Origin of the sequence: Streptomyces sp. NBC_00483, assembly GCF_036013745.1 — a bacterium.
Taxonomy (GTDB): domain Bacteria; phylum Actinomycetota; class Actinomycetes; order Streptomycetales; family Streptomycetaceae; genus Streptomyces.
Window position 1 is genome coordinate 6,426,478 of sequence record NZ_CP107880.1, and the last position, 24,288, is coordinate 6,450,765.

Consider the following 24,288-nt stretch of genomic DNA (forward strand, 5'->3'; position numbering starts at 1 on the left):
CCACCCTGCCGCCCAAGGCGGCAGATTGCCCAAGGCGGGTGCGGCCGACCGCAACGGGTGGGGAGCCGTGTCTGCGGCGGATTGCCCGAGGCGGTGGCGGTCGACCGCAGTGGGTGGGGAGCCGTGCTGGGCGGCGGATTGCCCAAGGCGTGGGGCGGCATCTCATGGCCTCGCGGCGGTGCGCAAAATCAGGCTTCAGCGGCGGGCGGGCAAAATTCAGCCTCAGCCGCAGGTGGGCAAAATTCGGCCTCAGTGGCGGGTGGGCAAATTTGAGCCCCTGCGGCGATTGAGCAGCGGGGTCCGGGGCGGAGCCCCGGGGGCGTAACGCCGGTTCCGGGCGGGGAGACGTGCGGTGCCCCGTCGGGCCGACGCCCCCGGGATGGGCGGGCCCAACGCGGACCGGGGCGGAGCCCTGTGGCTCCGCCCCGGTCCCGGGTGACCGTCCGGATGGACGTCAGTCGTCGTCGCCGTCGTCGTCCGACGAGTGGTCCACGGACACCGCACCCGACTGGAAGTCCACGTGCCAGTCGTGCTGCGTCCCGTTCGCCGACGTCGTCTCGACCTCCCAGACCTTGACCGAGCCGTCGTCGTCGGCGTCCACCGACGTGACCGTGCCCTTCGAGGCCGCGGCCTTGGCGGCGTCCTCGGCCGACGTGGACGCGCCCTTCAGGGTCGCCGCGACATGGGCCGCGCTGTCGTCACCGTCGTCGTCGCGCTCCGTGTGGGAGCCGAGCACCTTGCCCGTGCCCGGGTCGACCTCGACGTGCTGCCACTTGTTGCCGGAGCCGATCACGTCGACGTCCCAGACGAGCCGGCCGTCGTCGGAGTCGAGGTCGGCGCCGACGGCCGTGCCGGACGTGTGCTTCAGGGCGGCGGCGATGGCGTCCTCGGCCTTGACCTGGGCGCCCTTCGCCTCGTTGATCTCCTCCTGGTTGTCGCTCACGCCATCGTCGTCCTTGACCCGCACGGACGACTGGGCCGCGCTCGACGAGCCGCCGTCGTCGCCGGTGACCGCGACCGCGGTGGCCGTGCCTCCGCCGAGCAGGGCGATGGCGGCGACGGCGGAGATGACAGTGGTACGGCGCTTCATGAGCTTCTCCCGTGGTTGGTGGGCGGCTTCGGGCCGCCCTGTCCGTCCTTCGAGAAACACACTGCCCTGACGACCCTGAAGCCCCGCTGAAGGACCCTGAAGGGTTCTTCAGGTTCGACCTGCCACCCTTGCTCACATGCGCCCACCCGTCTCCCACCACCGCCCTATCGGAGGCGCTTCGCGCCGCCCCTTTCGATTCTTGATCGTCGAGGACGAAAAGCGGCTCGCCCTGTCGCTCGCCAAGGGGCTCACCGCCGAGGGCTACGCCGTGGACGTGGTCCACGACGGCCTGGAAGGCCTGCACCAGGCGAGCGAGGCGGCGTACGACCTGGTCGTGCTCGACATCATGCTGCCCGGCATGAACGGCTACCGGGTCTGCGCCGCCCTGCGCGCCGCCGGCAACGACGTGCCGATCCTGATGCTGACCGCGAAGGACGGCGAGTACGACGAGGCCGAGGGGCTCGACACCGGCGCGGACGACTACCTGACCAAGCCGTTCTCGTACGTGGTGCTGGTCGCGCGCGTGAAGGCGCTGCTGCGGCGCCGGGGCAGCGCCGGTGGCGCGAGCCCCGTGCACACCGTCGGGCCCTACGCCGTCGACACCGCCGCGCGCCGCGTCACCCACGCCGAGGACGGTGAAGTCGCGCTCACCACCAAGGAGTTCGCGGTCCTCGAGCAGCTCGTGACCCGCGCCGGTGAGGTCGTGTCCAAGAGCGAGATCCTCGACCACGTATGGGACTTCGCGTACGAGGGGGACCCGAACATCGTCGAGGTGTACGTGAGCGCTCTGCGGCGCAAGCTCGGCTCCTCCCTCATCCGCACGGTGCGCGGCGCCGGATACCGACTGGAGGTGCCCCGATGAGCAGGCTGAGGAGGCCCTTCAGCTCCGTACGGGCCCGCGCCGCCCTCGCCGCCACCCTCGTGGTCGCGGTGGCCCTGGTCGCGGCCTGCGCCACCGTGCTGCTCTCGCTGCGCGGCAACCTCACCGAGCAGGCGGGCCGCGACGCCGACTCCACGGCCCGCCGCGTCGCCACCTCCCTGGCCACCGGCACCGCGCCCGACGCGCTCGACCTGGACGACGAGGACCCGGTTCAGGTCGTCGACGGGGACGGCAGGCTGCTGGCCACGTCCGAGGACCTGGAGAAGATCTCCGGCACCGGCGTGAGCGACGTGAAGCCCGGCGCGGCGCGGCGCGATGACGACGGCGACGACGGGGGAGACGACAGCCAGCAGAACGGCAGCGTCTCCGACGACACCGACTACACCGACGGCAGCGCCACCATCGACGGCGACAGCGCCGACTACCGGTTCGCCGCGGTCGAGGTCGAGGACACCGCGTACGGGGACCTGACCGTGTACGCGGGCGCCTCCCTCGAAGCCGAACAGGGCGCGGTCAACACGGCGTTGACCTCCATGCTGATCGGCTTCCCCGTGCTGCTCGTCATCGTGGGCGGGGTGACGTACCTGGTGACCCGGCGCGCGCTGCGGCCCGTGGAGGGTATCCGCGCCGAGATGGCCGCGATCACGGCGTCGCAGGACCTGGGGAGGCGGGTGCCGGAACCGGACACCCACGACGAGGTGGCCCGGCTCGCCGGCACCACGAACGAGACGCTCGCCGCGCTGGAGGCCTCCGTGGAGCGCCAGCGCCGGTTCGTCGCCGACGCCTCGCACGAGCTGCGCAGCCCGATCGCCTCGCTGCGCACCCAGCTCGAAGTCGGCGCGGCCCACCCGGAGTTGCTCGATGTGGACGGTGCCGTCGAGGACACGGTGCGGTTGCAGGAACTGGCCGCCGATCTGCTTCTGCTGGCCCGGCTCGACGCGGGGGAGAAGCCCGGCGGCGCCGAGGTCGACCTGGGCGCCCTGGTGCGCGAGGAGCTGTCCCAGAGGGTCGGCGACCGGGTCCCCGTCGCCGTGGACGTGGCGGCGGTGCCTCAGGTCAGCGGCTCCCGCGGCCAGTTGGCGCGGGTGCTCGGCAACCTCGTGGACAACGCGCAGCGGCACGCCCGCGCCGGGGTCCGGGTGGCGGTGCGCGCGGAGGACGGCCGGGTGGTGCTGAGGGTCGCCGACGACGGGCAGGGCGTGCCGGAGGACGAGCGGGAGCGGATCTTCGAGCGGTTCGTACGGCTCGACGACGCGCGCACCCGGGACGGCGGCGGGGCCGGTCTCGGCCTCGCCATCGCCCGGGACGTGGCGGAGCGGCACGGTGGCTCGCTCACGGTGCGATCCGCGCCGGAGGGCGGGGCGCTCTTCGAGCTCGCGCTGCCCTCCGGCTGACGGGTTTACGGTTTGCCGCGTTGCGAACGCAGGTGTTCCGCGATGGGGGAGAGGGCTTGGCGCAGGCCGCCCAGCTCCTGCGGGGAGATGAGGTCCACGAAGTGCCTGCGGACGGACGCCACGTGGTGCGGGGCGACCTTCCGCATGGTCTCCATGCCGTAGTCGGTGAGCACGGTGTAGAGGCCCCGGCGGTCCGACTCGCAGTTCTCACGGCGGACCAGGCCCGCGTTCTCCATGCGGGTGATCTGATGCGAGAGCCGACTCTTGGACTGCAGGGTCGCGGCCGCGAGGTCGCTCATCCGCATCCGGAGATCCTCGGCCTCGGAGAGGTTCACCAGGATCTCGTAGTCGTTCATCGTCAGGCCAAAGGGCTGGAGATCCTTCTCCAGCTGGTAATTGAGCAGTCTGTTGACCTCCAGGTGGGTGCGCCAGGCGCACTGCTCCTCGTCGGTCAGCCACGGCGTGGCCGTCTCGGTCTCCATGGAATCGATTCTACCTAAGAAGTTGAAAGGCGAACGAATGTGGGGGGTGACACTGCGCACCCCGGGCACCCGAGGGGTGCGGACCAGAACGCAATGGGGTCACGCGTTCGACGTCACACTCTGCAGACTACCGCTCACAGCCCGAAGCGACGCTGGAGGTCGCCGAGCTGTCCGGGAAGACGCGGTGCCCCCGGTTGACCCGTCGACGCCCCTGGTCCACCGGGAACTCCTCCCTGGTGAGGTACGTCACCCACCGATTGTTCCGGCATCAACGACTCGCTGGATTGCAGCAGCACCGTCCCGGCGCCCACGAACTCGAACTGATGCTCCTCGCCCGAGACCCCGCCGGCGCCCGTCATCGCACGTAGACCGCCGATCACGCCCGTCAGGTATCCGTGGTCGTAGTGGTGGCAGGGCGAGGGGCAGTCGGCCCAGCCGACGAGCGCCTGCGGATCGACCCGGATCGGCGGCTCCATGAACACAACCGGACCGTTTGATGCCGCTACAAATTTGCCGGTGCCAATGAGTGTGAGGAAGCCGGGAACGATGGATTGCTTCAGCGCGAGAGTTGGCTGAAAAGCGAGCAGATTCCCCGCGCGGATCGTCAGGTTCCCGTTGTCGAGGTCGTACGAGTTCACATCGAAGGCCCGGTCCGCGAGCAGCATCTTGCCGCTGCCCTCCGCGACCACCCAGTCGCTCGCGTGCAGCGGCGAGTGGAACGAGGTGCGCACGAGCCGGTCGAGCCGGCCGTGCCCGATGCCGTTGAAGTCGATCCGCCCGTAGTGGGCGATCATCTTCCCCTTCTGCAGGAACCACTGGCTGCCCCGCAGTTCCACGCAGAAGGTGTACGCGTTGACGTTGTCGTCGACCGGCAGGGTCATCGGGTCGAAGATCGCCGGGCCCCCGGCCGGATGAGCGTTCACAGTTTGTCCTCCGACGCCTGTACGTACACCGCACCGCTCCCGCTCAACTCCAGCTGGAACGCCTCGCCGCTGCCGCGCCCCACCATGTCCCGCCAGCCGAGCGCCGTGGACAGCTTGTTGCGTACGTCGCCGTGGTGCGCCACGTACGCCTGCGGGTCGACGTGCACCGACCGGCCGGGGGTGATCGGGAGCTCGATGACCCCGCCGTGCGCCATCACCGCCACCGAGCCGTGGCCCTGCAGCGTCGTCGTGAACAGGCCCTGCCCGGACACCTGGCCGCGCACCATGCCCATCACGCCGCCTTGCGCGCCCATGAACATCGTCCCCTGGCGCAGCGCCCCGTCGAAGGCGAGCAGGCGGTCCGCCTCCACGTACAGGGTGTCGCCGGACAGCGTGATCACCTGTACGTGGTGGCCGCCGTGCCCGAACAGCACGGTGCCGCTGCCCTCGACGGTCATCAGCGGCGTCGACTCGTTCGCGACCCGCCGCCCGAGCATGGACATCACCCCGCCCTGCCCGCCCTGGACGTTGGGCGTGAAGGAGACGTCGCCCTGGTACGCGAGCATCGCGCCGCGCTGGCTGTAGAGCCGCTGCCCCGGCACGACGGTCGCCTCGACCATCTTCGAGTTGATCTCACGGAAGCCCGGTGCCGGCATCACACGTCCCCCGCGATCGTGTTGCGCTCACTGGGCTGTACGTAGACGAGCCCGTCGCCCTCGAAGAGGATCTGGAAGGCCTCGCCGCCGCCCTCCCCCAGGAACGTACGGAAGGTCACCCCCGACTGGAACGACTGCCGCAGGTTGCCCTGGTGGGCGATGTACGCGCCGGGGTCGACGGTCAGCGGGTAGTCGTGGCCGACGCGCAGGACGACGGCCGGGCCCTCGCTCATGATCGCCGCCTGCCCGTGGCCCTCGACGGTCGTCGTGAACAGGCCGTTGCCCTGGGAGGCGCCGCGGACGCCGGTGAAGGAGGTGCCGGTGTGCAGTCCTGCGTCCGTGCAGAGCAGGTTGCTCGACTCGACGTAGAGCTTCTCGCCCCGCAGCCCGACGAGGTTGATCTCGCTCGCCCGGTCCGCGAACCAGCAGGTGCCCTCCCCTTTGACCTCCATCACGGTCAGCTGCTCACCGGTGATGCGCCGGGTCACCATGCCCCGGATCCCCTCGCCACCCCCGCTCAGCTTCTTGAACGCCATCCGGCCGTCGTAGGCGACCATCGAGCCGTTCTTCGCCTTCACGCTGTCGCCTGTCATGTCGACGGCCAGCACCTTGCTGCCCTGCAGTCGGAACGTAGCCACAGGGTCGACGGTAGCCGCCGAGGAGAGCCCGCCGACAGGCCCCCATCGGCGCGATGCCACAATGGGAAAACGCTTGTGCGTACATTCACAAGATCAACGACCGTCCGCCCCGCTTAGCCGAAGGTGCACCGTGGACCTCAAGACCGCCTCCGCCCTCCGACGCCTCCGCCTGGTCTCCGCCCCGGAGGCCGTCTCCTTCCTGCTGCTGCTGATCTGCTCGGTCCTGAAGCGGACGACGGACTTCAACGGGGTGCCCGTGATGGGCATGGTCCACGGCGTCCTCTTCGTCCTGTACGTGATCTTCTGGCTCGACGCCTGGAACCGTACGAAGTGGAGCTTCGGCACCGCCGCGCTCTACTTCGTCCTCTCGGTCCTGCCCACCGGCGGCTTCTTCGCCGAGCGCAAGCTCAAGCGCGAGGGCGAGGCCGCGGTGATCGCGGGTCGCGCCCGCCAGGAAGGTGTCGTGAGCGCATGATCGTCGCCTTCTCCGTGACCCCGCTCGGGGTCGGCGAGGACGTGGGGGAGTACGTCGCCGAAGCGGTCCGCGTGGTCCGCGAATCCGGCCTCCCGAACCGCACCGACGCGATGTTCACTTCCGTGGAAGGTGAGTGGGACGAGGTGATGGCGGTGGTCAAGCGCGCCGTCGCGGTGGTCGAGGCCCGCGCGCCGCGCGTCTCGGTCGTCATGAAGGCGGACATCCGCCCGGGCGTGACCGACGGCCTGACTTCGAAGGTCGACACGGTCGAGCGGCACCTCTCCGAATAGCTGCGCACTGCGGTTCCGGCCCGGCCCCCCTGCGGGGTGCCGGGCCGGTTGCCTTTGTGGCCGGGGGTCCGGGGGTTGTCCCCGGGAGATGCAGCACGGACGGTCTGACCTCGAAGGTCGAAACCGTGGAGCGGCAACTCTCCGACGGCTGACTGGCGTAGCCCTCCTCATACCTCACTCGTACGCGCTCCTCTGGTCGACACGCCCGGGAAAGTCCCCTTTTGTTGGGGTACCGAGACGGTCGAACACCAGATCCTGGAGGGCGCTGTGCGGCCTGACGAGGGCTACGACTACGACACCTACAGCAAGCTCGCCGGGCCGCTCACCGAGCCGCCCGGCGACGGCGGCTACCGGGTGCAGTACACCTCGCTTCTGGCGAACGAGCCCCACCGAATACGAGCCGTCCTGCTGATGACGCTCGCGCCCCTGCTCACCGGGGCGCTCCTCGTGTACCTGGTGTGGCCCAACCACTGGGTGGAACGCGAGGGCGGCGAACGCTGGTTGGTCTCGCTCGACATCGTGATGCTCGTCGCGATCGGGCTCATCGAGCTGTTCATGGTCGTCAACGTCATCTCCATCGCTCACGCGACGATGGTCGCCAGGGACCCGATCCCGGTCCGCGCCGAGCCCGGCACCCGCGTCGCGTTCCTCACCACGTACGTCCCCGGCAAGGAGCCCCTCGCGATGGTGCGGGCCACCCTCGAGGGCGCCGTGCGCATCACGCACGAAGGGCCGCTGGACGTCTGGCTCCTGGACGAGGGCGACGACCCCGACGCCAGGGCGCTCTGCGACCGGCTCGGCGTCCACCACTTCACCCGCAAGGGCATCCCGGAGTGGAACCAGAAGAAGGGCCCCCACAAGGCCCGTACCAAGCACGGCAATTACAACGCCTGGCTCGCCGCGCACGGCTCGGACTACGACTTCTTCGCCTCCGTCGACACCGACCACGTGCCGCACCCCGAGTTCCTCGAGCGGATGCTCGGCTACTTCCGCGACCCCGATGTCGCGTTCGTCGTCGGCCCGCAGGTGTACGGCAATTACGACTCCCCGGTCACCAAGGCCGCCGAGTCCCAGCAGTTCCTCTTCCACGCGCTGATCCAGCGCGCGGGCAACCGCTACCGCGCCCCCATGTTCGTCGGCACCAACAACGTCGTCCGGATCACCGCCCTGAAGCAGATCGGCGGGCTCGTCGACTCGATCACCGAGGACATGGCGACCGGCTTCGAGATCCACCGCCACCGCAACCCGGACACCCACGAGCGCTGGCGCTCCGTCTACACGCCCGACGTGCTCGCGGTCGGCGAGGGCCCCGCGTCCTGGACGGACTTCTTCACCCAGCAGACCCGCTGGTCGCGCGGCACGTACGAGACGCTGTTCCGGCAGTACTGGAAGGCGCCGGCCTCGATGCCGCCCGGCCGCCTCTTCTCGTACACGATGATGCTCGTCTACTACCCGATGACGGCCGTCAACTGGCTGCTCGGCGTGCTGAGTTGCGTGCTGTTCCTGTGGACGGGCGCCTCCGGCACGCAGGTGTCCGCGTCCGTGTGGCTCATGCTCTACAGCGACGCGGCCGCCCTCCAGATCGGCCTCTACCTCTGGAACCGGCGGCACAACGTCTCGCCGCACGAACCCGAGGGCTCGGGCGGCCTCGCCGGCATGGGGATGTCGGCGATCTCCGCGCCCATTTACCTCAAGTCGCTCGGCGCGGCCCTCCTCGGCCGCCCCAGCCGCTTCGTCGTCACCCCCAAGGGCGGCGACGCCAGCGCCGACCAGCCGCTGACCTTCCGTATCCACCTGTGCTGGGCGGGCGTGCTCGCCACGTCGCTCGTGGCGTCCGTCGCCCTCGACCACACCCACGTGGCCATGCGCACCTGGGCGGTCCTCGCGCTGTGCATCGCGCTCGCGCCGCCCGTCGTGTGGTTCGCCTCGCAGCGCCGCGAGGCCGCGGCGGCCGCGACCGCCAAGAGGGTGGAGGCCGAACCGGTCCGGGCCGTGCAGCCGGCGACCCCCAGCACGTCGACCACCGGAGGGAACTGACCCATGGCCTACAGACCTTCACGCCGGATGCGGAAGACCGTCCTCGGCGCGGGCGGCGTCGCCCTCCTCGTCGGCCTGAACGCCCCGGCCGCCTGGACCTTCGCCACCGAGCGGTACGAGGACTGGAAGATCGCCCAGCCCGGCTACAAGGCCAAGTACGGCTCCTGGTCGCAGATCGACATCCCCGAGGAGTACCGCACCAACGCCATCCACGCCGCGCTCCTGCACACCGGCAAGGTCCTCATCGTCGCGGGCTCGGGCAACGAGCAGAAGAAGTTCGACGCGGGCACCTTCGACACCGTCCTGTGGGACCCGAAGGCGAACACCTTCAAGAAGATCCCCACCCCCGCCGACTTCTTCTGCGGCGGCCACGCCCAACTCCCCGGCGGGCGGCTCCTGGTGGCGGGCGGCACCGCCCGCTACGAGCGGCTCGACGGCGAGGTCGAGAAGGCCGGCGGCGGCATGCGCGTCAAGAACGAGAGCCCCGACAAGGCCGTTCACCTGAAGAAGGGGACCACGTTCCGTTCCCCCTCAGGCACCGAGTACGTCTCCAGGTTCGACGTCACCGTGCCCAAGGCGAAGCGCGCCTTCGACAAGAAGCGCAACGCCGCAGGCGTCATGCAGCCGTGGAAGACGAAGATCAAGGCGAGCGAGGCCCGCGTCTTCGTCGAGGCCGCCCAGAAGGGCGAGCAGCACGTCACCGACGACAACGCCCAGTACGAGATCGAGGGCCTGCGCGGCAAGGACGCCGACAACACGTACGGCCTCTCCGAGAAGATCACCATGGAGAAGCAGGACTTCCAGGGGATCAAGGAGGCCTACGAGTTCGACCCCGTCGCCGAGCGGTACGTGCCGGTCGACCCGATGGAGAAGGCCCGCTGGTACCCCACGCTCGTCGGCCTGGAGGACGGCAAGGTGCTCGCGGTCTCCGGGCTCGACGACGTCGGCATGATCGACCCCGGCGACAACGAGATCTACGACCCGAAGACCAAGAAGTGGTCGATGGGCCCCAAGCGCTACTTCCCGACCTACCCGGCGCTCTTCCTCACCAAGGGCGGCAAGCTCTTCTACCCGGCCTCGAACGCCGGTTACGGCCCCGCCACCAAGGGGCGCGTCCCCGGCCTGTGGGACCTGAAGACCAATAAGTTCGAGAAGGTCCCGGGCCTCACCGACACGGACCAGACGGAGACCTCGTCCTCGCTGCTGCTGCCGCCCGCGCAGGACCAGCGGTTCATGATCCTCGGCGGCGGCGGTGTCGGCGAGTCCAAGAAGGCGACGTCCCGCACGGCGGTCGTGGACCTGAAGAAGGAGAGCCCCTCCTTCCAGACCGGGCCCCAATTGCCGCAGGGCACCCGCTACTTGAACTCCGTCATCATGCCGGACGACTCCGTCTTCACGACGAACGGCTCCAAGGACTACCGGGGCCGCAGCGCCAGCAACATCCACAAGGCGCAGTTCTACGACCCCCAGCAGAACGCCTTCCAGGAGGCCGCCGCCCCCAAGGTCGGCCGCAACTACCACTCGGAGGCGCTGCTGCTGCCCGACGGCCGGGTCGTCAGCTTCGGCTCCGACCCGCTCTACGACAACCAGCAGAACACCAAGCTCGGCCACTTCGAGCAGCGCATGGAGATCTACACGCCGCCCGCCCTGCACCGCGGCGGCGACCAGCGGCCCGTCCTCGGCGCGGGCCCCGAGACGCTTCCGGCGAGCGGGCGGGCCACGTTCCGTACGAAGCAGGCCGACGGCATCGTCAAGGCCCGCCTCATGCGGCCGTCCGCCGTGACCCACACGACGGACGTGGAACAGCGCTCGATCGCCCTCGACGTCAAGAAGTCCAAGGGCTCGGTGACGTTGGCCGCCCCCAAGGACAAGACGCTGGTCCCTCCGGGGTGGTACATGGTGTTTGTGTCCGACGCGGACGGGGTCTCGTCCGAGGCGAAGTGGATCCAGGTGGAGTAGGCCGATCCAGCCCCGCCGGCGTTTGAGGCGCGGGGTCCGGGGCGGAGCCCCGCGGCCCCGGCCCCGGTGGGGCTCAACGCTTGGCGTTCCGGGCCAACCCCAACGCGTAATCCGCCCACCACGTACCCGCCTGCGGGCCGCCGCGGCAGGTGCCGTCCGATTCGCCGGGCCGCTTCACCCACAGGTTCGCGTCGTTCAGCGCGTCGCCCGTCCTCGTGGTCGGGGCGGAGCCGAGCGCGCGGCCCGGCGGGTTGCACCACGCGTCGCCCTGCCCGTCCCCGTAGGGCCCCGCACCGTTGCGGCTGGTGTCGACCACGAAGTGCGCACCGCCGAGCAGCCCGGACAGCCGGCGGCCGTACGCCGCGCTGGCCTTGTCCGTCTGGAAGTTGGACACGTTCAGGGAGAACCCGTCCGCCTTCCCGACCCCGGCCCGCCGCAACGGATCCACCAGCTTGCTCGCGTCGGGGATCCACGCCGGGTTCCCGGCATCGACGTACACCTTCGTGTTCGGCTGCCGCTTGAGGCGGTCGATCGCCGACGACATCAGCGCGTACCGCTCGTCCTCGTACTGCTTCGGACTGCAGCCGCTGACGATGTGCCCGATCGCGTCCGGTTCGAGGACGACGACGGCCTTCGCCCTCCCGATGCCGGAGGCGAACGCGTCGATCCACTGGTGGTAGAAGTCCGCGCTGTGCGCCCCGCCCGCCGAGTGCTGCCCGCAGTCGCGGTGCGGGATGTTGTACGCGACCAGCACCAGCGTCTTGCCCGCCTTCCTGGCCTGCGCGGCGGCCTCGGAGATCGGCGGGCGCGGATAGTCGCCCGGCGCCCACATCGCCTGCGGGTGCGCGGCGATCCGCTCGACCATGGCGGCGTCGGAGCCGCGCCCCTCCCGCTTCCACTTCGCGACTTGGTCGGATGCGTCGGAGTCCGGGTCGACCCAGAACGGCGAGGAGTCGGCGGGGGAGCCGGACGGGGCGGTCCGCTGCGCGGCCTCCGCGGCGGAGTCGCGGCCGCCGCCGCTGCTGCCCGCGCCGCCACCGCCGCCGCTGTCGGAGCAGCCGATGACGAAGGTGGCCAGCAGGATCGCGGCGCCGGTGAGCGCGAAGGTGCGGGTGGGGGTGCGGGCGGGCGTATGGGTGGGTGGGACGGGCATCCTGCCCCCTGGTTCGGAGCGCGTACAGGGCGTAAAAAGGCGTACGAAAGCGAAAATACCGGGCAATCGTTACACAGGGTTGTCTTTTCGCTGTGCATTAGGCGCCGCGCATGAGGAGCCGCGTCAGACGCCCTGATCGCCCGTCACGAGCGCGCTGCCCAGGGGCGTCTGCGCGTACAGCACCTGGTGCCCGTGGCGCCGCGACGAGAGCAGCCCCGCCGCGCGCAGCGCCGCCAGATGCGCCGACACGGACGACGGCGCGCGCCCGAGCCGGTGCGCGAGCGCGCTGGTCGAGGCGGGCTCGGCGAGCGCGCACAGCACGTCGGCGCGGCCCCGGCCGAGCAGATTCGCCAGCGCGTCGGGCGCCCTCGCGGCCGGCGCGGACCACAGCGCGCCGACGCCCCGCGCCGGGTACGCGACGGTGGGCTGCCACGGCGGTTCGAAGCCGCTGACCACGTCCGGCCAGCAGAAGACGCTGGGCAGCAGCACCAGGCCCCGGCCGTCCAGGTCCCGGCTGTGCTCGCTCGCGCGGGCGGTGAGGGTGAGGGTGCCGGGCTCCCAGCCGACCCGTGGATGCAGCTCCCGGAGCAGCCCTTCGAGGCCGACCTCGGCGAGGCGCCGCGAGTGGTGCGCCACATCCGCTTCGAGCAGCGCCCGCAACCGGGGCCACTCGGGCTCCACCAGGACGTGCCAGGCCTGCTCCACGAGGTCCGCCAACTCCCTTACCGCGCGCCCCGGTTCGGCGAGAAGCGAGCGGCCGAGCGGGGTGTCGGCCGCGCCCGGCGTGCACGCCAGCGACTGGGTGATGCCGCGCAGCGCCTCGTCGGGCCCGGTCGCCCGCAACGCGGCGATCTCCTCGTCGAAGGTGGCGGCGGGGCCGATCGGGGGCGGGCCGAGGAAGTCCGGGGTGTGCCCCCGCTGCGGCATCAGCAGCCAGACCGGCGCCAGGTCGAGCCCCCGCGCGGCGTCCCGGATCCGGCGCAGCCACGGCAGGTGATAGCCGTGCCGGTCCGGCCGCCTGAGCGTACGGATCGCCTCCTGCGTCTCCCAGAGCGGCGAGATCGCGAACCGGCACCGCAGCAGATCCTCCTGCCCGAACCGAAGATGCAACGGCATCCCGCCCCCCTCCCCACAACATTCGCCGCAGGCCGAAACAGTACGACCGGCGCGGAGCGGACGGCAGGCTGCGGCCCATGACCAGCGACACGACCAGTGCAAGGGCCGGCGACAAGGCCCGCGAACGCCCCGGCTACACAAGGCTGTTCCGTATCGCCGAGTTCCGCGCCGTGTTCCTCGCGCACGCCGCCTCCCTCTTCGGCGTCGTCGTCGCGGAGATCTCGCTCACCGTGCTCGTGTACGGGCTGACCGGGTCGCCGCTGCTCAGCGCGCTCACCTTCACGCTCGGCTTCCTGCCGTACCTCGTCGGCGGGACGCTGCTGTCCGGGATCGCCGACCGGTTCCCGGCGCGGCGGGTGCTCGTCGCCTGCGACCTCGTGTGCGCCGGGTGCGCGGCGCTGATGGCGCTGCCGGCCACCCCGGTCGGCGGGCTGCTCGCGCTGCGCTGCGTCATCGCGCTCGTGTCACCGGTGTTCAACGGCACCCGCATGGCCACGCTCACCGATGTGCTCGGCGACGGCGACCTGTTCGTGCTCGGCCGCTCGCTGCTGCGCATCGTCTCGCAGAGCGCGGTCCTCGTCGGCTTCGGCCTCGGCGGCGTACTCCTCACGGTCGTGTCCCCGCGCGGCGCGCTCACCGTCACCGTCGTCACCTTCCTCTGCTCGGCCACCCTGCTGCGCCTGTGCACGAAGGCCCGCCCCGCGCGGCAACGCGAAAAGGACAAGGAGGGTGCCCTGCTGCGGTACTCGCTGGCCGGCGCCCGCCAGGTCCTCGGCCACCGCCGCATCCGTGCCCTACTGCTCCTGCTCTGGGTGCCGCCCATGTTCGTGATCGCACCGGAGGCGCTCGCGGCGGCGTACGTGGACGAGATCGGGGCGGGCGCCGCGGCCGTCGGATTCCTGATGTGCTCGATGGCCGTCGGAACCGTCGCGAGCGAACTCGCCGCGGGCTCACTGCTCTCGCCGTCGGCCCGCTCCCGTATCGCGCTGCCGCTCGCGTCGGTGACCCTGCTCCCGCTCATCGGCTACGCGATCGTGCCCGGCCTCGCCTGGGCGGTGGCGATCCTGCTGCTCGCCGGGGCCGGATCCGCGTACACGCTCGGGCTCGACCGTTGGTTCGTGGACGCGGTGCCCGAGGAACTGCGCGGCCGGGCCATGACGCTGCACAACGCGGGCCTGATGACCATCCAGGGCGTGGGGACCGCGCTCGCCGGGGCGGCCGCCGAGGTCTTCGACGTGTCCACGGTGGTGGCGGGCGCGGGGCTTCTCGGCGGCCTGTGCTGCACGGCGCTCGCCTTGGAAGTACGGGCCTCCGGGCGTGCCGAGGGCCCAAAGACCGAGACGGGGCTGACCGCCATATGACCGCCCGGTAAGGTCGGGGACGTGCCGAAGCCCCTCTCTCTCGCCTTCGATCCGATCGCCCGCGCCGACGAACTCTGGAAGCAGCGGTGGGGGTCCGTGCCGTCCATGGGCGCGATCACCTCGATCATGCGCGCGCACCAGATCCTGCTCGCCGAGGTCGACGCGGTCGTCAAGCCGTACGGGCTCACCTTCGCGCGCTACGAGGCGCTGGTCCTGCTCACCTTCTCCAAGGCGGGCGAGCTGCCCATGTCGAAGATCGGCGAGCGGCTCATGGTGCACCCCACGTCCGTGACGAACACGGTCGACCGGCTCGTGAGGTCCGGCCTCGTCGACAAGCGCCCCAACCCCAACGACGGGCGCGGCACGCTCGCCACCATCACGGAGAAGGGCCGCGAGGCCGTCGACGCGGCCACCCGCGACCTCATGGCGATGGACTTCGGCCTCGGCGTCTACGACGCGGAGGAGTGCGGCGAGATCTTCGCGATGTTGCGCCCTCTGCGGGTGGCGGCGAAGGACTTCACGGACGAGTGAGATGCGTGCCACCCGGCCCGCCCGAAGATCGCGCAAAACGGGCGGTTACCCTCGACCCATGAAGAAGAGCGTGCTGACCCGCTACCGCACCATGGCCTACGTGACCGGTGTGCTCCTGGTCCTCCTGTGTCTCGGCATGATCGCCAAGTACGCGTTCGGCATGGACGGCGCCGCGGACTTCACGCGCGTCATCGCCATCGCGCACGGCTGGCTGTACGTCGTGTACCTGGTCGTCGCCTTCGACCTCGGCTCCAAGGCGAAGTGGCCGGTCGGCAAGCAGCTGTGGGTGCTGATCGCCGGCACGATCCCGACCGCCGCGTTTTTCGTGGAGCGCAAGATCTCCGCGGAGCTCGAGGGCAAGGTCGCCGGCGACGAGGCGAAGCTCGCCAAGGCGTAACCCCGGCCGGGCACCGGATTTCGCGCGCGTCCCTCTCTGGAGCGGCTGCGCGCGTTTTTTTGACCAGGAGTGTACGTTCGTACGCTCCTCGGTGTACGTTCGTCCGCATGCCCACGGACCACTTCGCCGACGACCCGCGCAGCAACCTGGAGCGGATGCTCGCCGGTGACCTCTACATCGCCGACGACCCGGAGATCGCCACCCGCCAGCAGCGCGCCATGCGGCTCGCCGCCCGGTACGAGGAGGCCTTCCTCGACGACCCGGGCAAGGCGGCCCCGGTGCTCGCGGAGCTGCTCGGCTCGGTCGGTGAGGGCGTCGAGCTGCGGCCGCCGCTGTACGTCGACTACGGCAGCAACATCTCCATCGGCGCCCGCACCTTCGTCAACTACCGCCTGACCGCCCTCGACGTCGCCCGCATCACCATCGGCGAGGACTGCCAGATCGGCCCCGGCGTCCAACTCCTCACGCCCACCCACCCGGTGGAGCCGGGCCCGCGGCGCGACAAGCTGGAGGCCGCACTGCCCATCACCATCGGGGACAACGTCTGGCTCGGCGGCGGCGTCATCGTCTGCCCGGGCGTGACCATCGGCGACAACAGCGTGATCGGCGCGGGCGCCGTGGTCGTGAAGGACGTGCCGGCGAATGTCGTCGCGGTGGGCAACCCCGCCCGCCCGGTCCGCGACATCTGAGGCGCGCGGCATGGCCACAGGACACGCGGACCCGAAGCGCCGCGAGCGGATTCTCGCCGCGACGCTCGACCACATCGCAGACGAGGGCGTCGCGGGGGTCTCGCACCGGAAGATCGCCGCGCGCGCCGGGGTGCCGCTCGGCTCGATGACGTACCACTTCGCCGGCATCGACGACCTGTTGCGCGAGGCGTTCACGGGGTTCGCCGACCACATCGTGGCCGTCTTCGAGCGCCACCTGGCGGGCGTGGACAGCCCGGACGAGGCGCGGGAGGCCGTCACGGAGCTGATCCACGCGCTCTCCGAAGGTCCCCGGCGCGACCTGGTCCTCACTCAGGAGCTGTACACCCTCGCCGCCCGCCGCCCGGAATACCGGGAGCTGACGCGGGCATGGATGGCGCGCAGCAGGCAGTTACTGGAGCGGCACTTCGCCCCGGCCACGACACGTCAGCTGGACGCCCTCATCGAGGGTCTCGCCCTGCACCGGGCCCTTGGCGAGGCCGAGCCGTACACCCGCGAACTGACCGGTGAGGCGGTGCGGCGCCTCACGGTCATGTAGACCGCCTGTGGGGGCACGGACCTGACACCGTGTCCCCACAGGCACGTACGGCCCCGAGGAGCACCCGCATGACCGCCACCGCAGCCCGCCTTGAGGACCACCCGCTGGTGGCCGCCGCCCGGCGGCTCGCCGACGAGGTCCTCGCGCCCGCCGCCGAGGCCCACGACCGCACCGGGGTCACGCCCGAGGCGATCGCCGCGGTCAAGGCCTCGGGAGCGCTCGGCGTCAACGCGCCTGTCGCGTACGGGGGTTCGGGGGCGCCGGCCGCCGTCGGGCGGGAGATCGCGGAGATCCTGGCGGGCGCGTGCTGCTCGACGTTCTTCGTGCAGGCGCAGCACCACTCGCCGGTACGCGACCTGATCGCGGGTGCCGAGGCGGTCCGCGAGCGGTGGCTGCGCCCGCTGGCCGAGGGCGCCGCGCTCGCGGGTATCGCCTTCTCGCACCTGCGGGCGTTCCCGAAGCTGCCGGTGCGGGCGACGCCGCTGGCGGGCGGCGGGGTGCGCTTCGACGGACGGGTGCCCTGGTACACGGGCTGGGGCCTCAACGACGTGTTCCTGCTCGGTGGCGCGACCGAGGAGGGTGAGGTCGTCTTCGCCGTCGCGGAGCCGCGTGAGCAGCCCGGCCTCACTCCCACCGAACCGCTCCAGCTCGCCGCGCTCACCGGCACCCGCACCGTCGGCCTGGTCCTCGACGGGCTCACGGTCGCCGAGGAGGACATCGTCGGGCGCCAGCCGTACGAGGAGTGGGCGCGCGCCGACCGGCCGAAGAACACCAACACCAACCCGGCCGTCTTCGGTGTCGCGCGCGCCGCCCTCGACCTGCTCGACGCGTCCGGTGACGCCGAGGCCAAGGAGACGGCGGGCGTGCTGCGCGAGGGCCTCGACGGCGCGCGCAGGGACGCGTACGCGCTGGTGGACGAGGTTCCGGCGGGGGAGCGGCTGGCGGACCGGCTCGCGGTGAAGACGCGGGCGTACGACCTGATGCGGGCGGCGACGACGGCGGCGATCGTGGCCGGGGGCGGGCGCGCGTTCGCCCTGTCCGCGCCGGCGCAGCGGCTCGCGCGGGAGGGGCTGTTCCTGGTGGTGCAGGGGCAGACGGCGGAGGTGAGGGCGGCGCATCTGGCGGCGCTGCGGGGCTGAACCTGCCCGGTTTCACGGCGATCGGACGCCGTGGGCCATCGACATTTAGTAGGACGTCCAAGTAAATTTGAAGCATGGACGCTGACGCGATCGAGGAAGGCCGCCGACGCTGGCAGGCCCGCTACGACAAGGCCCGCAAGCGTGACGCGGACTTCACCACGCTCTCCGGGGATCCGGTCGAGCCGGCCTACGGGCCGCGGCCCGGGGACACGTACGAGGGCTTCGAGCGGATCGGGTGGCCGGGCGAGTACCCGTTCACGCGCGGCCTGTACCCGACCGGGTACCGGGGGCGCACGTGGACGATCCGCCAGTTCGCGGGGTTCGGCAACGCCGAGCAGACCAACGAGCGCTACAAGATGATCCTCCGCAACGGCGGTGGCGGGCTCTCGGTCGCCTTCGACATGCCTACGTTGATGGGGCGGGACTCCGACGACCCGCGTGCGCTCGGCGAGGTCGGGCACTGTGGTGTCGCCATCGACTCGGCGGCCGACATGGAGGTCCTGTTCCAGGACATCCCGCTGGGCGACGTCACGACGTCGATGACGATCAGCGGCCCGGCCGTGCCGGTGTTCTGTATGTACCTGGTGGCGGCCGAGCGACAGGGTGTCGACCCGTCGGTCCTCAACGGCACGCTCCAGACCGACATCTTCAAGGAGTACATCGCGCAGAAGGAGTGGCTCTTCCAGCCCGAGCCGCATCTGCGCCTGATCGGCGACCTGATGGAGCACTGCGCCGCCGACATCCCCGCGTACAAGCCGCTCTCGGTCTCCGGGTACCACATCCGCGAGGCGGGCTCGACGGCCGCGCAGGAGCTGGCGTACACGCTGGCCGACGGATTCGGTTACGTGGAGCTGGGGTTGAGCCGCGGGCTTGACGTGGACGTCTTCGCCCCGGGCCTGAGTTTCTTCTTCGACGCGCACGTGGACTTTTTCGAGGAGATCGCCAAGTTCCGCGCGGCGCGGCGCATTTGGGCGCGTTGGATGCGGGACGTGTACGGGGCGCAGAGTGAGAAGGCGCAGTGGCTGCGCTTCCACACGCAGACGGCGGGTGTGTCGCTGACGGCCCAGCAGCCCTACAACAACGTCGTCCGTACGGCGGTCGAGGCGCTGGCGGCCGTGCTCGGCGGCACCAACTCCCTGCACACGAACGCGCTCGACGAGACGCTCGCGCTGCCGAGCGAGCAGGCGGCGGAGATTGCGCTGCGGACGCAGCAGGTGCTGATGGAGGAGACGGGTGTCGGCAACGTGGCCGACCCGCTGGGTGGTTCCTGGTACGTGGAGCAGCTCACGGACCGGATCGAGGCGGACGCCGAGAAGATCTTCGAGCAGATCAGGGAACGGGGCCTGCGGGCGCACCCGGACGGGCAGCACCCGATCGGGCCGGTGACCTCCGGCATTCTGCGCGGGATCGAGGACGGCTGGTTCACGGGCGAGATCGCGGAGTCGGCGTTCCGGTACCAGCAGTCCCTGGAGAAGGGCGACAAGAGGGTCGTCGGGGTGAACGTGGCGGAAGGGTCCGTCACGGGTGACCTGGAGATCCTGCGGGTCAGTCATGAGGTCGAGCGGGATCAGGTGCGGGCGCTCGGTGACCGGAAGGCGGGGCGGGACGACGGGGCGGTGCGGGAGGCGTTGGAGCGGATGCTGGCCTCGGCGCGGGACGGCTCCAACATGATCGGGCCGATGCTGGACGCGGCCCGGGCGGAGGCCACACTCGGCGAGATCTGCGGGGTGCTCCGCGACGAGTGGGGCGTGTATACGGAGCCGCCGGGGTTCTGAGGTCCGCCGGGGCGGGGCCCTGCGTGCTGTTGCGCGGCATCGGGGCTGCTTGCTCGGCCGGGGTCGGCGCCTCCGTGACGTGCGGCCTGCACCGGGGTGCCGCCTTGCCCACCCTGCCGCCCAAGGCGGCAGATTGCCCAAGGCGCGGGGCGGCATCTCATGTCCTCGCCCCGCGGCGGGTGCGCAAAATCAAGTCTCTGCGGCGGGTGCGCAAATTTAAGCCCCGCTCTGGGACGAGACTCGCGGGGTCCGGGGCGGAGCCCGTGGCGTAAGGGCGAGGGCGTCCACCGGGTCGGTGACAGGTGTCACCGCGTGATCTTGGGGTAGGCGCGGACACGCCAAGTGCCCCGCCAACCCCAGGAGCCCCCGTGCGCCTCGCGCTCAACCGCACCACAACCACCACCGTCGGCATCGCCACCGCCGCCCTCCTCGGCGGCATCGCCATCGGCGGCACCGGCGCGGTGAGCGCGAGCCCGCCCGCCGAGCCGAAGGTGCAGAACAGCTTCGACTCGCTCGGCGCCGACGTGCACGCGGCCGACCTGTCCTCCGGCCGCACCGCGCACTACACGGACTCCGGCCCGTCCGACGGCACCCCCGTGCTCTACATCGGCGGCACCGGCACCAGCGCCCGCGCCGTCCACATGACCGACTTCATGCGCACCACCAGAGAGAACCTGGACCTGCGCATGATCACGGTCGAGCGCAACGGCTTCGGCGACACCGACTACGACCCGAAGCTCGGCAAGGCCGACTACGCCAAGGACGCCCTCGAGGTCCTCGACAAGCTCGGCGTCAAGAAGTTCAAGGTGATCGCCATATCCGGCGGCGGCCCGTACGCCGCCGAGATCGCCGCCAAGGCCCCCGAGCGGATCAGCGCCCTGCACCTCGCCGCCGCCCTCCCGCCGTACGGCGAGAAGCCCGCCTCCTGCGACCTGACGGACGACCAGATGGCGGCCGCCGTCAAGGACGAGATCAAGGACCCGCGCAAGTGGTGGGCCTTCCCCGACGACAGCCCGGTCAAGTCGATCCCCGGCTTCGCCGACACCGCGTACGAGGAGGGCGCGCGGACCTACAACCAGCGCGGCCAGCAGGCCGATCCGGCGCCGCAGGTGCACGAGCAGCGGCTGTACTGCGACCGTCCGGGACCGGACCTGGCGAAGCTGAAGGCGCCGGTGTTCCTCTACCACGGCGACAAGGACACGACCGTGCCCGCGAGCACGCTCAAGGCCTGGCGCGACAACCTGCCCGACACGGCGCCCGTGAAGACCCGTACGTACGCGGACACCGGGCACGACGTCCAGTACCGCCACTGGGACCAGATCCTGGTCGACCTTGCGGGCCGCGCCGACCGCACGGTGGTCTGCCACGACAAGCGCACGCGCGCGCTGCCGGCGGGCGAGGCGGATGCCCTGGTCGCCAAGAAGCGGGCCACGCTGGGCAGCTGCGCCTGGAACAAGTAGGGCCCACCCATAGGCCCTAGTAGGAGCCACTAATCGGTCGCGGCGGCCGCGAGCCCTCCCAGCAGGAGGGCCGTGAACCGCCGCACCCATTCCGCGTCGGCCGGCTCCGCGCTCACCAGGGTGCGGTGCACGACCGCCCCCGCCGCCACGTCGTAGATGAGATCCGCCGTGGCCGCGGCGGCGGCCGGGTCGGGGGCCGGCGGGAGTTCGCCGCGGCGCTCGGCCCGCGCCCGCCCCTCCAGTACGAGCCGCTTCTGGCGGTCGACGATCGACGTACGGATCCGGTCCCGCAGCGGGGCGTCGCGGGTGGATTCGGCGACCACGGCCATCAGTGCCGTCTTCGTCTCGGGCCGGTCCAGGATCGCCGCGAACTGCCGCACCACGCCCTCCACATCGGCGGCGAGCGAGCCCCGGTCCGGCAGTTCGAGCTCGTCGAAGAGGACCGCGACCGCGTCCACGACGAGCTCGCTCTTGCCCGGCCAGCGGCGGTACAGCGTCGTCTTCGCGACCCCCGCGCGCGTGGCCACGTCCCCGAGCGTCAGCTTCGACCAGCCGAGCTCCACGAGCGCCGCCCGGGTCGCCTCGAGAATCGCCTCGTCCGCCGCGGCGGAACGCGGACGCCCCGTCCGGACGTTGGAGGGGGGAGAGGGGCGGGAAGAAGGGGACGAGGGAGACGGCGTGCGGCTCTGCATGGTCGTCGACCATACCGGCGGGTACGGAGGAAAGATCGCGTGAGGCAGATCACCGGTTGATCACCGGGGCCCTGTTCCCGCGTCCCGCCCATGGCAGTTACGCTACGAGTCGTAGCGAAAGCTGCGGAAGCTCGATCTCGTACGAGTGCCTCGGATCTGCACCCCGGGGCGGCCGGGACGAGCGGCAACCACAAGGCGCCGGGTGGGGACCCGGTGCCGAAAGCACACCAGGCCGAGTCCGCTCCGTGCCTCCAGATGCGTCTCGCATTCCGGCGGGAGGTGCACGGGGCAGGACCCGGCCCACAACTGTCCGCGGAAGGGGGAGACTGTACGCATGCAGCCACGGAACATGTCCATGAGCGGAGTCGTCGATCTCGCCGCGGTGAAGGCGGCCCAGGAGGCCAAGGCGAAGGCGGAGCAGGCCCGCGCCGAAGCGGCCAGGAACGGCGGGGGCGGGGCCGTGTCCCCGTCCAGTCTCGTCATCGACGTCAGTGAGGCGGACTTCGAGAGCGCCGTCCTGCAGCGCTCCGCCGAGGTGCCCGTCGTCATCGACTTCTGGGCCGAGTGGTGCGAGCCCTGCAAGCAGCTGAGCCCGCTGCTCGAGCGGCTCGCCGCCGAGTACAGCGGCCGCTTCGTGCTCGCCAAGATCGACGTAGACGCCAACCAGATGCTGATGCAGCAGTTCGGGGTCCAGGGGATCCCGGCTGTCTTCGCCGTCGTCGCCGGGCAGGCTCTGCCCCTCTTCCAGGGGGCCGCCCCCGAGGAGCAGATCCGCGGCACGCTCGACCAGTTGATCCAGGTCGCCGAGGAGCGCTTCGGGCTCACCGGCATCGCGGTCGACCCGGAAGCGGAGGGCGAGGCGCCGGTCGTGGAGGAGGCCCCGGCGGGCCCCTACGACGCTCTCCTCGAAGCGGCCGTGCAGGCCCTGGACGCCGGCGACCTCGACGGCGCCGTGCAGGCCTACAAGAACGTGCTGTCCGACGATCCGGGCAACACCGAGGCCAAGCTCGGCCTCGGTCAGGCGCAGCTCCTCCAGCGCGTGCAGGGGCTCGACCCGCAGCAGGTCCGCAGGGACGCCGCGGAGAAGCCCGCCGATGTGCAGGCGCAGATCGCGGCGGCCGACCTGGACCTGATCGGCGGTCATGTCGAGGACGCCTTCGGGCGGCTCGTCGAGACGGTGGGGCGCTCGGCCGGCGAGGACCGCGATGCGGCGCGTGTGCGACTGCTCGAACTGTTCGAGGTCGTGGGGGCCGACGATCCGCGCGTGACGACGGCGCGTACAGCTCTGGCCCGAGTTCTCTTCTGAGTCGTCAGTGACCAGTTGTTAAACGCTGCGGCTTGTGATGCCGGAGTGAAAGTTCTGTCGCCGGAGGCGCACAGCGGCCGCGTTTTGCCAAAACTTGGCAATCGCGGCCGCTGTTACTTGGAGTAAGTCGGACTCGATCTTCTGTCCGATTCCGTCCCGTATTCAACCTGTATAAAAACTCGGTTGACTGCACCCTCAGTTGTTGTTCGGACTCTCTCCGTCCGCGTTCGGTTATCCGTCCGTTACCCGCCAGTAACGAACCCCCTTGTGTCAGCGCCTCGAATGCACCACGATCGGGCACGCTCGGTCCTCTCCCCACCGTCCGACAGCCAATCGTGCGGCGGGGTTTTTGGGTCCCCACCGGGTGGTCGACGGCGAACCAAGGGGAGCGCCGGCGGTCCAAGGACAGGGGGGTCTCAGCCATCCGGCTGGGCCTGTCCAGCAGGTTGCGCGTGATGGCTCAGGTGCGACCAGTGGTTGTCGCTCGGGGGTGATCGCCGGTGATCAGGGTGCGGTACAGACCAAGCACTTCCGATGCGGGCGCTCTCCTTCCCGAGGACGTAGCACTTCTCCCATCCCTGCCCGGCTGAGCCGCCTCTAGGGGCAGTCAGGGCCGGAGATGTACGTCCGAGAAGGAGGAACAGTCATGAAGTCCGTGACTCGTGGCGGAACCAGATGGAAGCGGTTCGCCGTAGTCATGGTGCCGAGCGTCGCGGCGACTGCCGCGATAGGCGTGGCCCTGTCCCAGGGTGCGCTCGCGGCATCGTTCAGTGTGTCGGGTCAGTCGTTCAAGGTGACGGCGGACTCCCTCGACGGCCAGGGCTTTGTCCAGTACGGCGCCGTCGACTCCGGCAAGACGGGTAACCACCCGGTCGCCGTTGTCGGCATGAAGACCGCGACGATCAACAACCTCTGCCAGTCGGTGGTTGTCCCCGTCCCGGTCTTCGGCGATGTGTCGATGAAGCTGTCGGCCGGTGCGGACAAGAGCGCCCCGGTCGAGGCCAAGACCCTCTACATCGACGCCGATGACCTGAAGGCCGATGCGACCTTCAAGAACATCGACATCGGTGTGGCGGCGGGTGACGCCAAGAAGGGCCCCGGTATCCACCAGGGCGACAAGGCCGACCCCAACGCGTTCGCCCAGCAGGCCGACTCGGTGCACTTCGAGCACGTCCAGCAGCGTGCGTGGGCCACGACGGCCGGCACCTTCAAGCTCTCCGGCCTCAAGATGAAGGTCCAGAAGGGCAAGCACGAGTGCTACTAGGCCCACAGGGCCCGTAAGGGGCCGG

The 24,288-nt window shown here is 70.7% G+C and carries 24 protein-coding genes; 16 read left to right on the forward strand and 8 right to left on the reverse strand.

Going from position 1 to position 24,288, the window contains the following annotated elements; genetic code table 11:
• Window positions 1-454 precede the first annotated feature (454 nt).
• On the reverse strand, window positions 455-1,090 hold the full coding sequence (locus OHA73_RS28970; RefSeq protein WP_327656491.1) for a PepSY domain-containing protein: 636 nt from the start codon (window positions 1,088-1,090) through the stop codon (window positions 455-457).
• Window positions 1,091-1,226: 136 nt separating this feature from the next.
• Here OHA73_RS28970 and OHA73_RS28975 point away from each other — a divergent pair, with 136 nt between their 5' ends.
• Window positions 1,227-1,952 (forward strand): response regulator transcription factor, encoded by a 726-nt coding sequence (locus OHA73_RS28975; RefSeq protein WP_443063139.1) that lies wholly within the window; start codon window positions 1,227-1,229, stop codon window positions 1,950-1,952.
• Window positions 1,953-1,957: 5 nt separating this feature from the next.
• A complete protein-coding gene (locus OHA73_RS28980) occupies window positions 1,958-3,364 on the forward strand; it encodes a sensor histidine kinase (protein ID WP_327658542.1) in 1,407 nt (468 codons plus the stop codon).
• Between the two features lie 5 nt (window positions 3,365-3,369).
• On the opposite strand, the gene OHA73_RS28985 is transcribed toward OHA73_RS28980, so the two are convergent.
• The 4 genes from OHA73_RS28985 to OHA73_RS29000 all read right to left on the reverse strand — a co-directional run bounded on the left by OHA73_RS28985 (window position 3,370) and on the right by OHA73_RS29000 (window position 6,063).
• The gene (locus tag OHA73_RS28985) at window positions 3,370-3,846 is read right to left on the reverse strand and encodes a MarR family winged helix-turn-helix transcriptional regulator (RefSeq protein WP_266714183.1); all 477 of its coding nucleotides are present in this window, start codon (window positions 3,844-3,846) and stop codon (window positions 3,370-3,372) included.
• Window positions 3,847-3,980: 134 nt separating this feature from the next.
• Window positions 3,981-4,727: an AIM24 family protein gene (locus tag OHA73_RS28990; RefSeq protein ID WP_327656493.1), complete on the reverse strand. Its 747-nt coding sequence runs from the start codon at window positions 4,725-4,727 to the stop codon at window positions 3,981-3,983.
• Window positions 4,728-4,765: 38 nt separating this feature from the next.
• The gene (locus tag OHA73_RS28995; RefSeq protein ID WP_266714187.1) at window positions 4,766-5,425 is read right to left on the reverse strand and encodes an AIM24 family protein; all 660 of its coding nucleotides are present in this window, start codon (window positions 5,423-5,425) and stop codon (window positions 4,766-4,768) included.
• Window positions 5,425-6,063, reverse strand: coding sequence for an AIM24 family protein (locus tag OHA73_RS29000; protein ID WP_327656494.1), 639 nt, complete (start codon window positions 6,061-6,063; stop codon window positions 5,425-5,427). Before OHA73_RS29000 ends, OHA73_RS28995 begins: the two co-directional genes overlap by 1 nt.
• A gap of 130 nt (window positions 6,064-6,193) precedes the next feature.
• On the opposite strand from OHA73_RS29000, the gene OHA73_RS29005 reads away from it, so the two are divergent.
• The 4 genes from OHA73_RS29005 to OHA73_RS29020 all read left to right on the forward strand — a co-directional run bounded on the left by OHA73_RS29005 (window position 6,194) and on the right by OHA73_RS29020 (window position 10,824).
• Complete coding sequence (locus OHA73_RS29005; protein ID WP_266714191.1) at window positions 6,194-6,538, forward strand: DUF3817 domain-containing protein; 345 nt, start codon at window positions 6,194-6,196, stop codon at window positions 6,536-6,538.
• Complete coding sequence (locus OHA73_RS29010) at window positions 6,535-6,828, forward strand: MTH1187 family thiamine-binding protein (RefSeq protein ID WP_266714193.1); 294 nt, start codon at window positions 6,535-6,537, stop codon at window positions 6,826-6,828. The genes OHA73_RS29005 and OHA73_RS29010 overlap by 4 nt, the downstream gene beginning before the upstream one ends.
• Window positions 6,829-7,095: 267 nt before the next feature.
• Window positions 7,096-8,865 (forward strand): glycosyltransferase family 2 protein, encoded by a 1,770-nt coding sequence (locus OHA73_RS29015; protein ID WP_327656495.1) that lies wholly within the window; start codon window positions 7,096-7,098, stop codon window positions 8,863-8,865.
• 3 nt (window positions 8,866-8,868) lie between these two features.
• Window positions 8,869-10,824 (forward strand): kelch motif-containing protein, encoded by a 1,956-nt coding sequence (locus OHA73_RS29020; RefSeq protein WP_327656496.1) that lies wholly within the window; start codon window positions 8,869-8,871, stop codon window positions 10,822-10,824.
• A gap of 73 nt (window positions 10,825-10,897) precedes the next feature.
• Here OHA73_RS29020 and OHA73_RS29025 read toward each other — a convergent pair whose 3' ends face one another.
• Complete coding sequence (locus OHA73_RS29025; protein WP_327656497.1) at window positions 10,898-11,977, reverse strand: glycoside hydrolase family 6 protein; 1,080 nt, start codon at window positions 11,975-11,977, stop codon at window positions 10,898-10,900.
• 123 nt (window positions 11,978-12,100) lie between these two features.
• Window positions 12,101-13,093 (reverse strand): DUF5937 family protein, encoded by a 993-nt coding sequence (locus OHA73_RS29030; protein WP_266714201.1) that lies wholly within the window; start codon window positions 13,091-13,093, stop codon window positions 12,101-12,103.
• Between the two features lie 77 nt (window positions 13,094-13,170).
• On the opposite strand from OHA73_RS29030, the gene OHA73_RS29035 reads away from it, so the two are divergent.
• The 8 genes from OHA73_RS29035 (at window position 13,171) to OHA73_RS29070 (ending at window position 21,001) form a co-directional block, all read left to right on the forward strand.
• A complete protein-coding gene (locus OHA73_RS29035; RefSeq protein WP_327656498.1) occupies window positions 13,171-14,454 on the forward strand; it encodes an MFS transporter in 1,284 nt (427 codons plus the stop codon).
• Window positions 14,455-14,475: 21 nt separating this feature from the next.
• A complete protein-coding gene (locus OHA73_RS29040; protein WP_327656499.1) occupies window positions 14,476-14,985 on the forward strand; it encodes a MarR family winged helix-turn-helix transcriptional regulator in 510 nt (169 codons plus the stop codon).
• 58 nt (window positions 14,986-15,043) lie between these two features.
• Complete coding sequence (locus tag OHA73_RS29045; protein ID WP_327656500.1) at window positions 15,044-15,382, forward strand: DUF3817 domain-containing protein; 339 nt, start codon at window positions 15,044-15,046, stop codon at window positions 15,380-15,382.
• A gap of 107 nt (window positions 15,383-15,489) precedes the next feature.
• Window positions 15,490-16,071: a sugar O-acetyltransferase gene (locus tag OHA73_RS29050; RefSeq protein ID WP_267069205.1), complete on the forward strand. Its 582-nt coding sequence runs from the start codon at window positions 15,490-15,492 to the stop codon at window positions 16,069-16,071.
• Window positions 16,072-16,081: 10 nt separating this feature from the next.
• Window positions 16,082-16,627, forward strand: a complete 546-nt coding sequence (locus OHA73_RS29055; RefSeq protein ID WP_267069204.1) for a TetR/AcrR family transcriptional regulator — start codon at window positions 16,082-16,084, stop codon at window positions 16,625-16,627.
• A gap of 68 nt (window positions 16,628-16,695) precedes the next feature.
• On the forward strand, window positions 16,696-17,766 hold the full coding sequence (locus tag OHA73_RS29060) for an acyl-CoA dehydrogenase family protein (RefSeq protein ID WP_327656501.1): 1,071 nt from the start codon (window positions 16,696-16,698) through the stop codon (window positions 17,764-17,766).
• A 74-nt stretch (window positions 17,767-17,840) separates the two neighbouring features.
• Window positions 17,841-19,541 carry an acyl-CoA mutase large subunit family protein gene (locus OHA73_RS29065; RefSeq protein ID WP_327656502.1) on the forward strand — a complete coding sequence of 567 codons (1,701 nt, stop codon included), beginning with the start codon at window positions 17,841-17,843 and terminating at the stop codon, window positions 19,539-19,541.
• A gap of 368 nt (window positions 19,542-19,909) precedes the next feature.
• Window positions 19,910-21,001 (forward strand): alpha/beta fold hydrolase, encoded by a 1,092-nt coding sequence (locus OHA73_RS29070; protein WP_327656503.1) that lies wholly within the window; start codon window positions 19,910-19,912, stop codon window positions 20,999-21,001.
• Between the two features lie 29 nt (window positions 21,002-21,030).
• On the opposite strand, the gene OHA73_RS29075 is transcribed toward OHA73_RS29070, so the two are convergent.
• Window positions 21,031-21,693 carry a TetR/AcrR family transcriptional regulator gene (locus tag OHA73_RS29075; RefSeq protein ID WP_266714219.1) on the reverse strand — a complete coding sequence of 221 codons (663 nt, stop codon included), beginning with the start codon at window positions 21,691-21,693 and terminating at the stop codon, window positions 21,031-21,033.
• Window positions 21,694-22,027: 334 nt separating this feature from the next.
• Between OHA73_RS29075 and OHA73_RS29080 the strand changes: the two genes are divergently transcribed.
• Together OHA73_RS29080 and OHA73_RS29085 are read left to right on the forward strand one after the other, a co-directional pair.
• Entirely contained in the window at window positions 22,028-22,999 is a 972-nt protein-coding gene (locus OHA73_RS29080; RefSeq protein ID WP_266714221.1) for a tetratricopeptide repeat protein, read from the forward strand.
• A gap of 646 nt (window positions 23,000-23,645) precedes the next feature.
• Window positions 23,646-24,263 carry a DUF6230 family protein gene (locus tag OHA73_RS29085; protein ID WP_266714223.1) on the forward strand — a complete coding sequence of 206 codons (618 nt, stop codon included), beginning with the start codon at window positions 23,646-23,648 and terminating at the stop codon, window positions 24,261-24,263.
• Window positions 24,264-24,288: the final 25 nt, after the last annotated feature.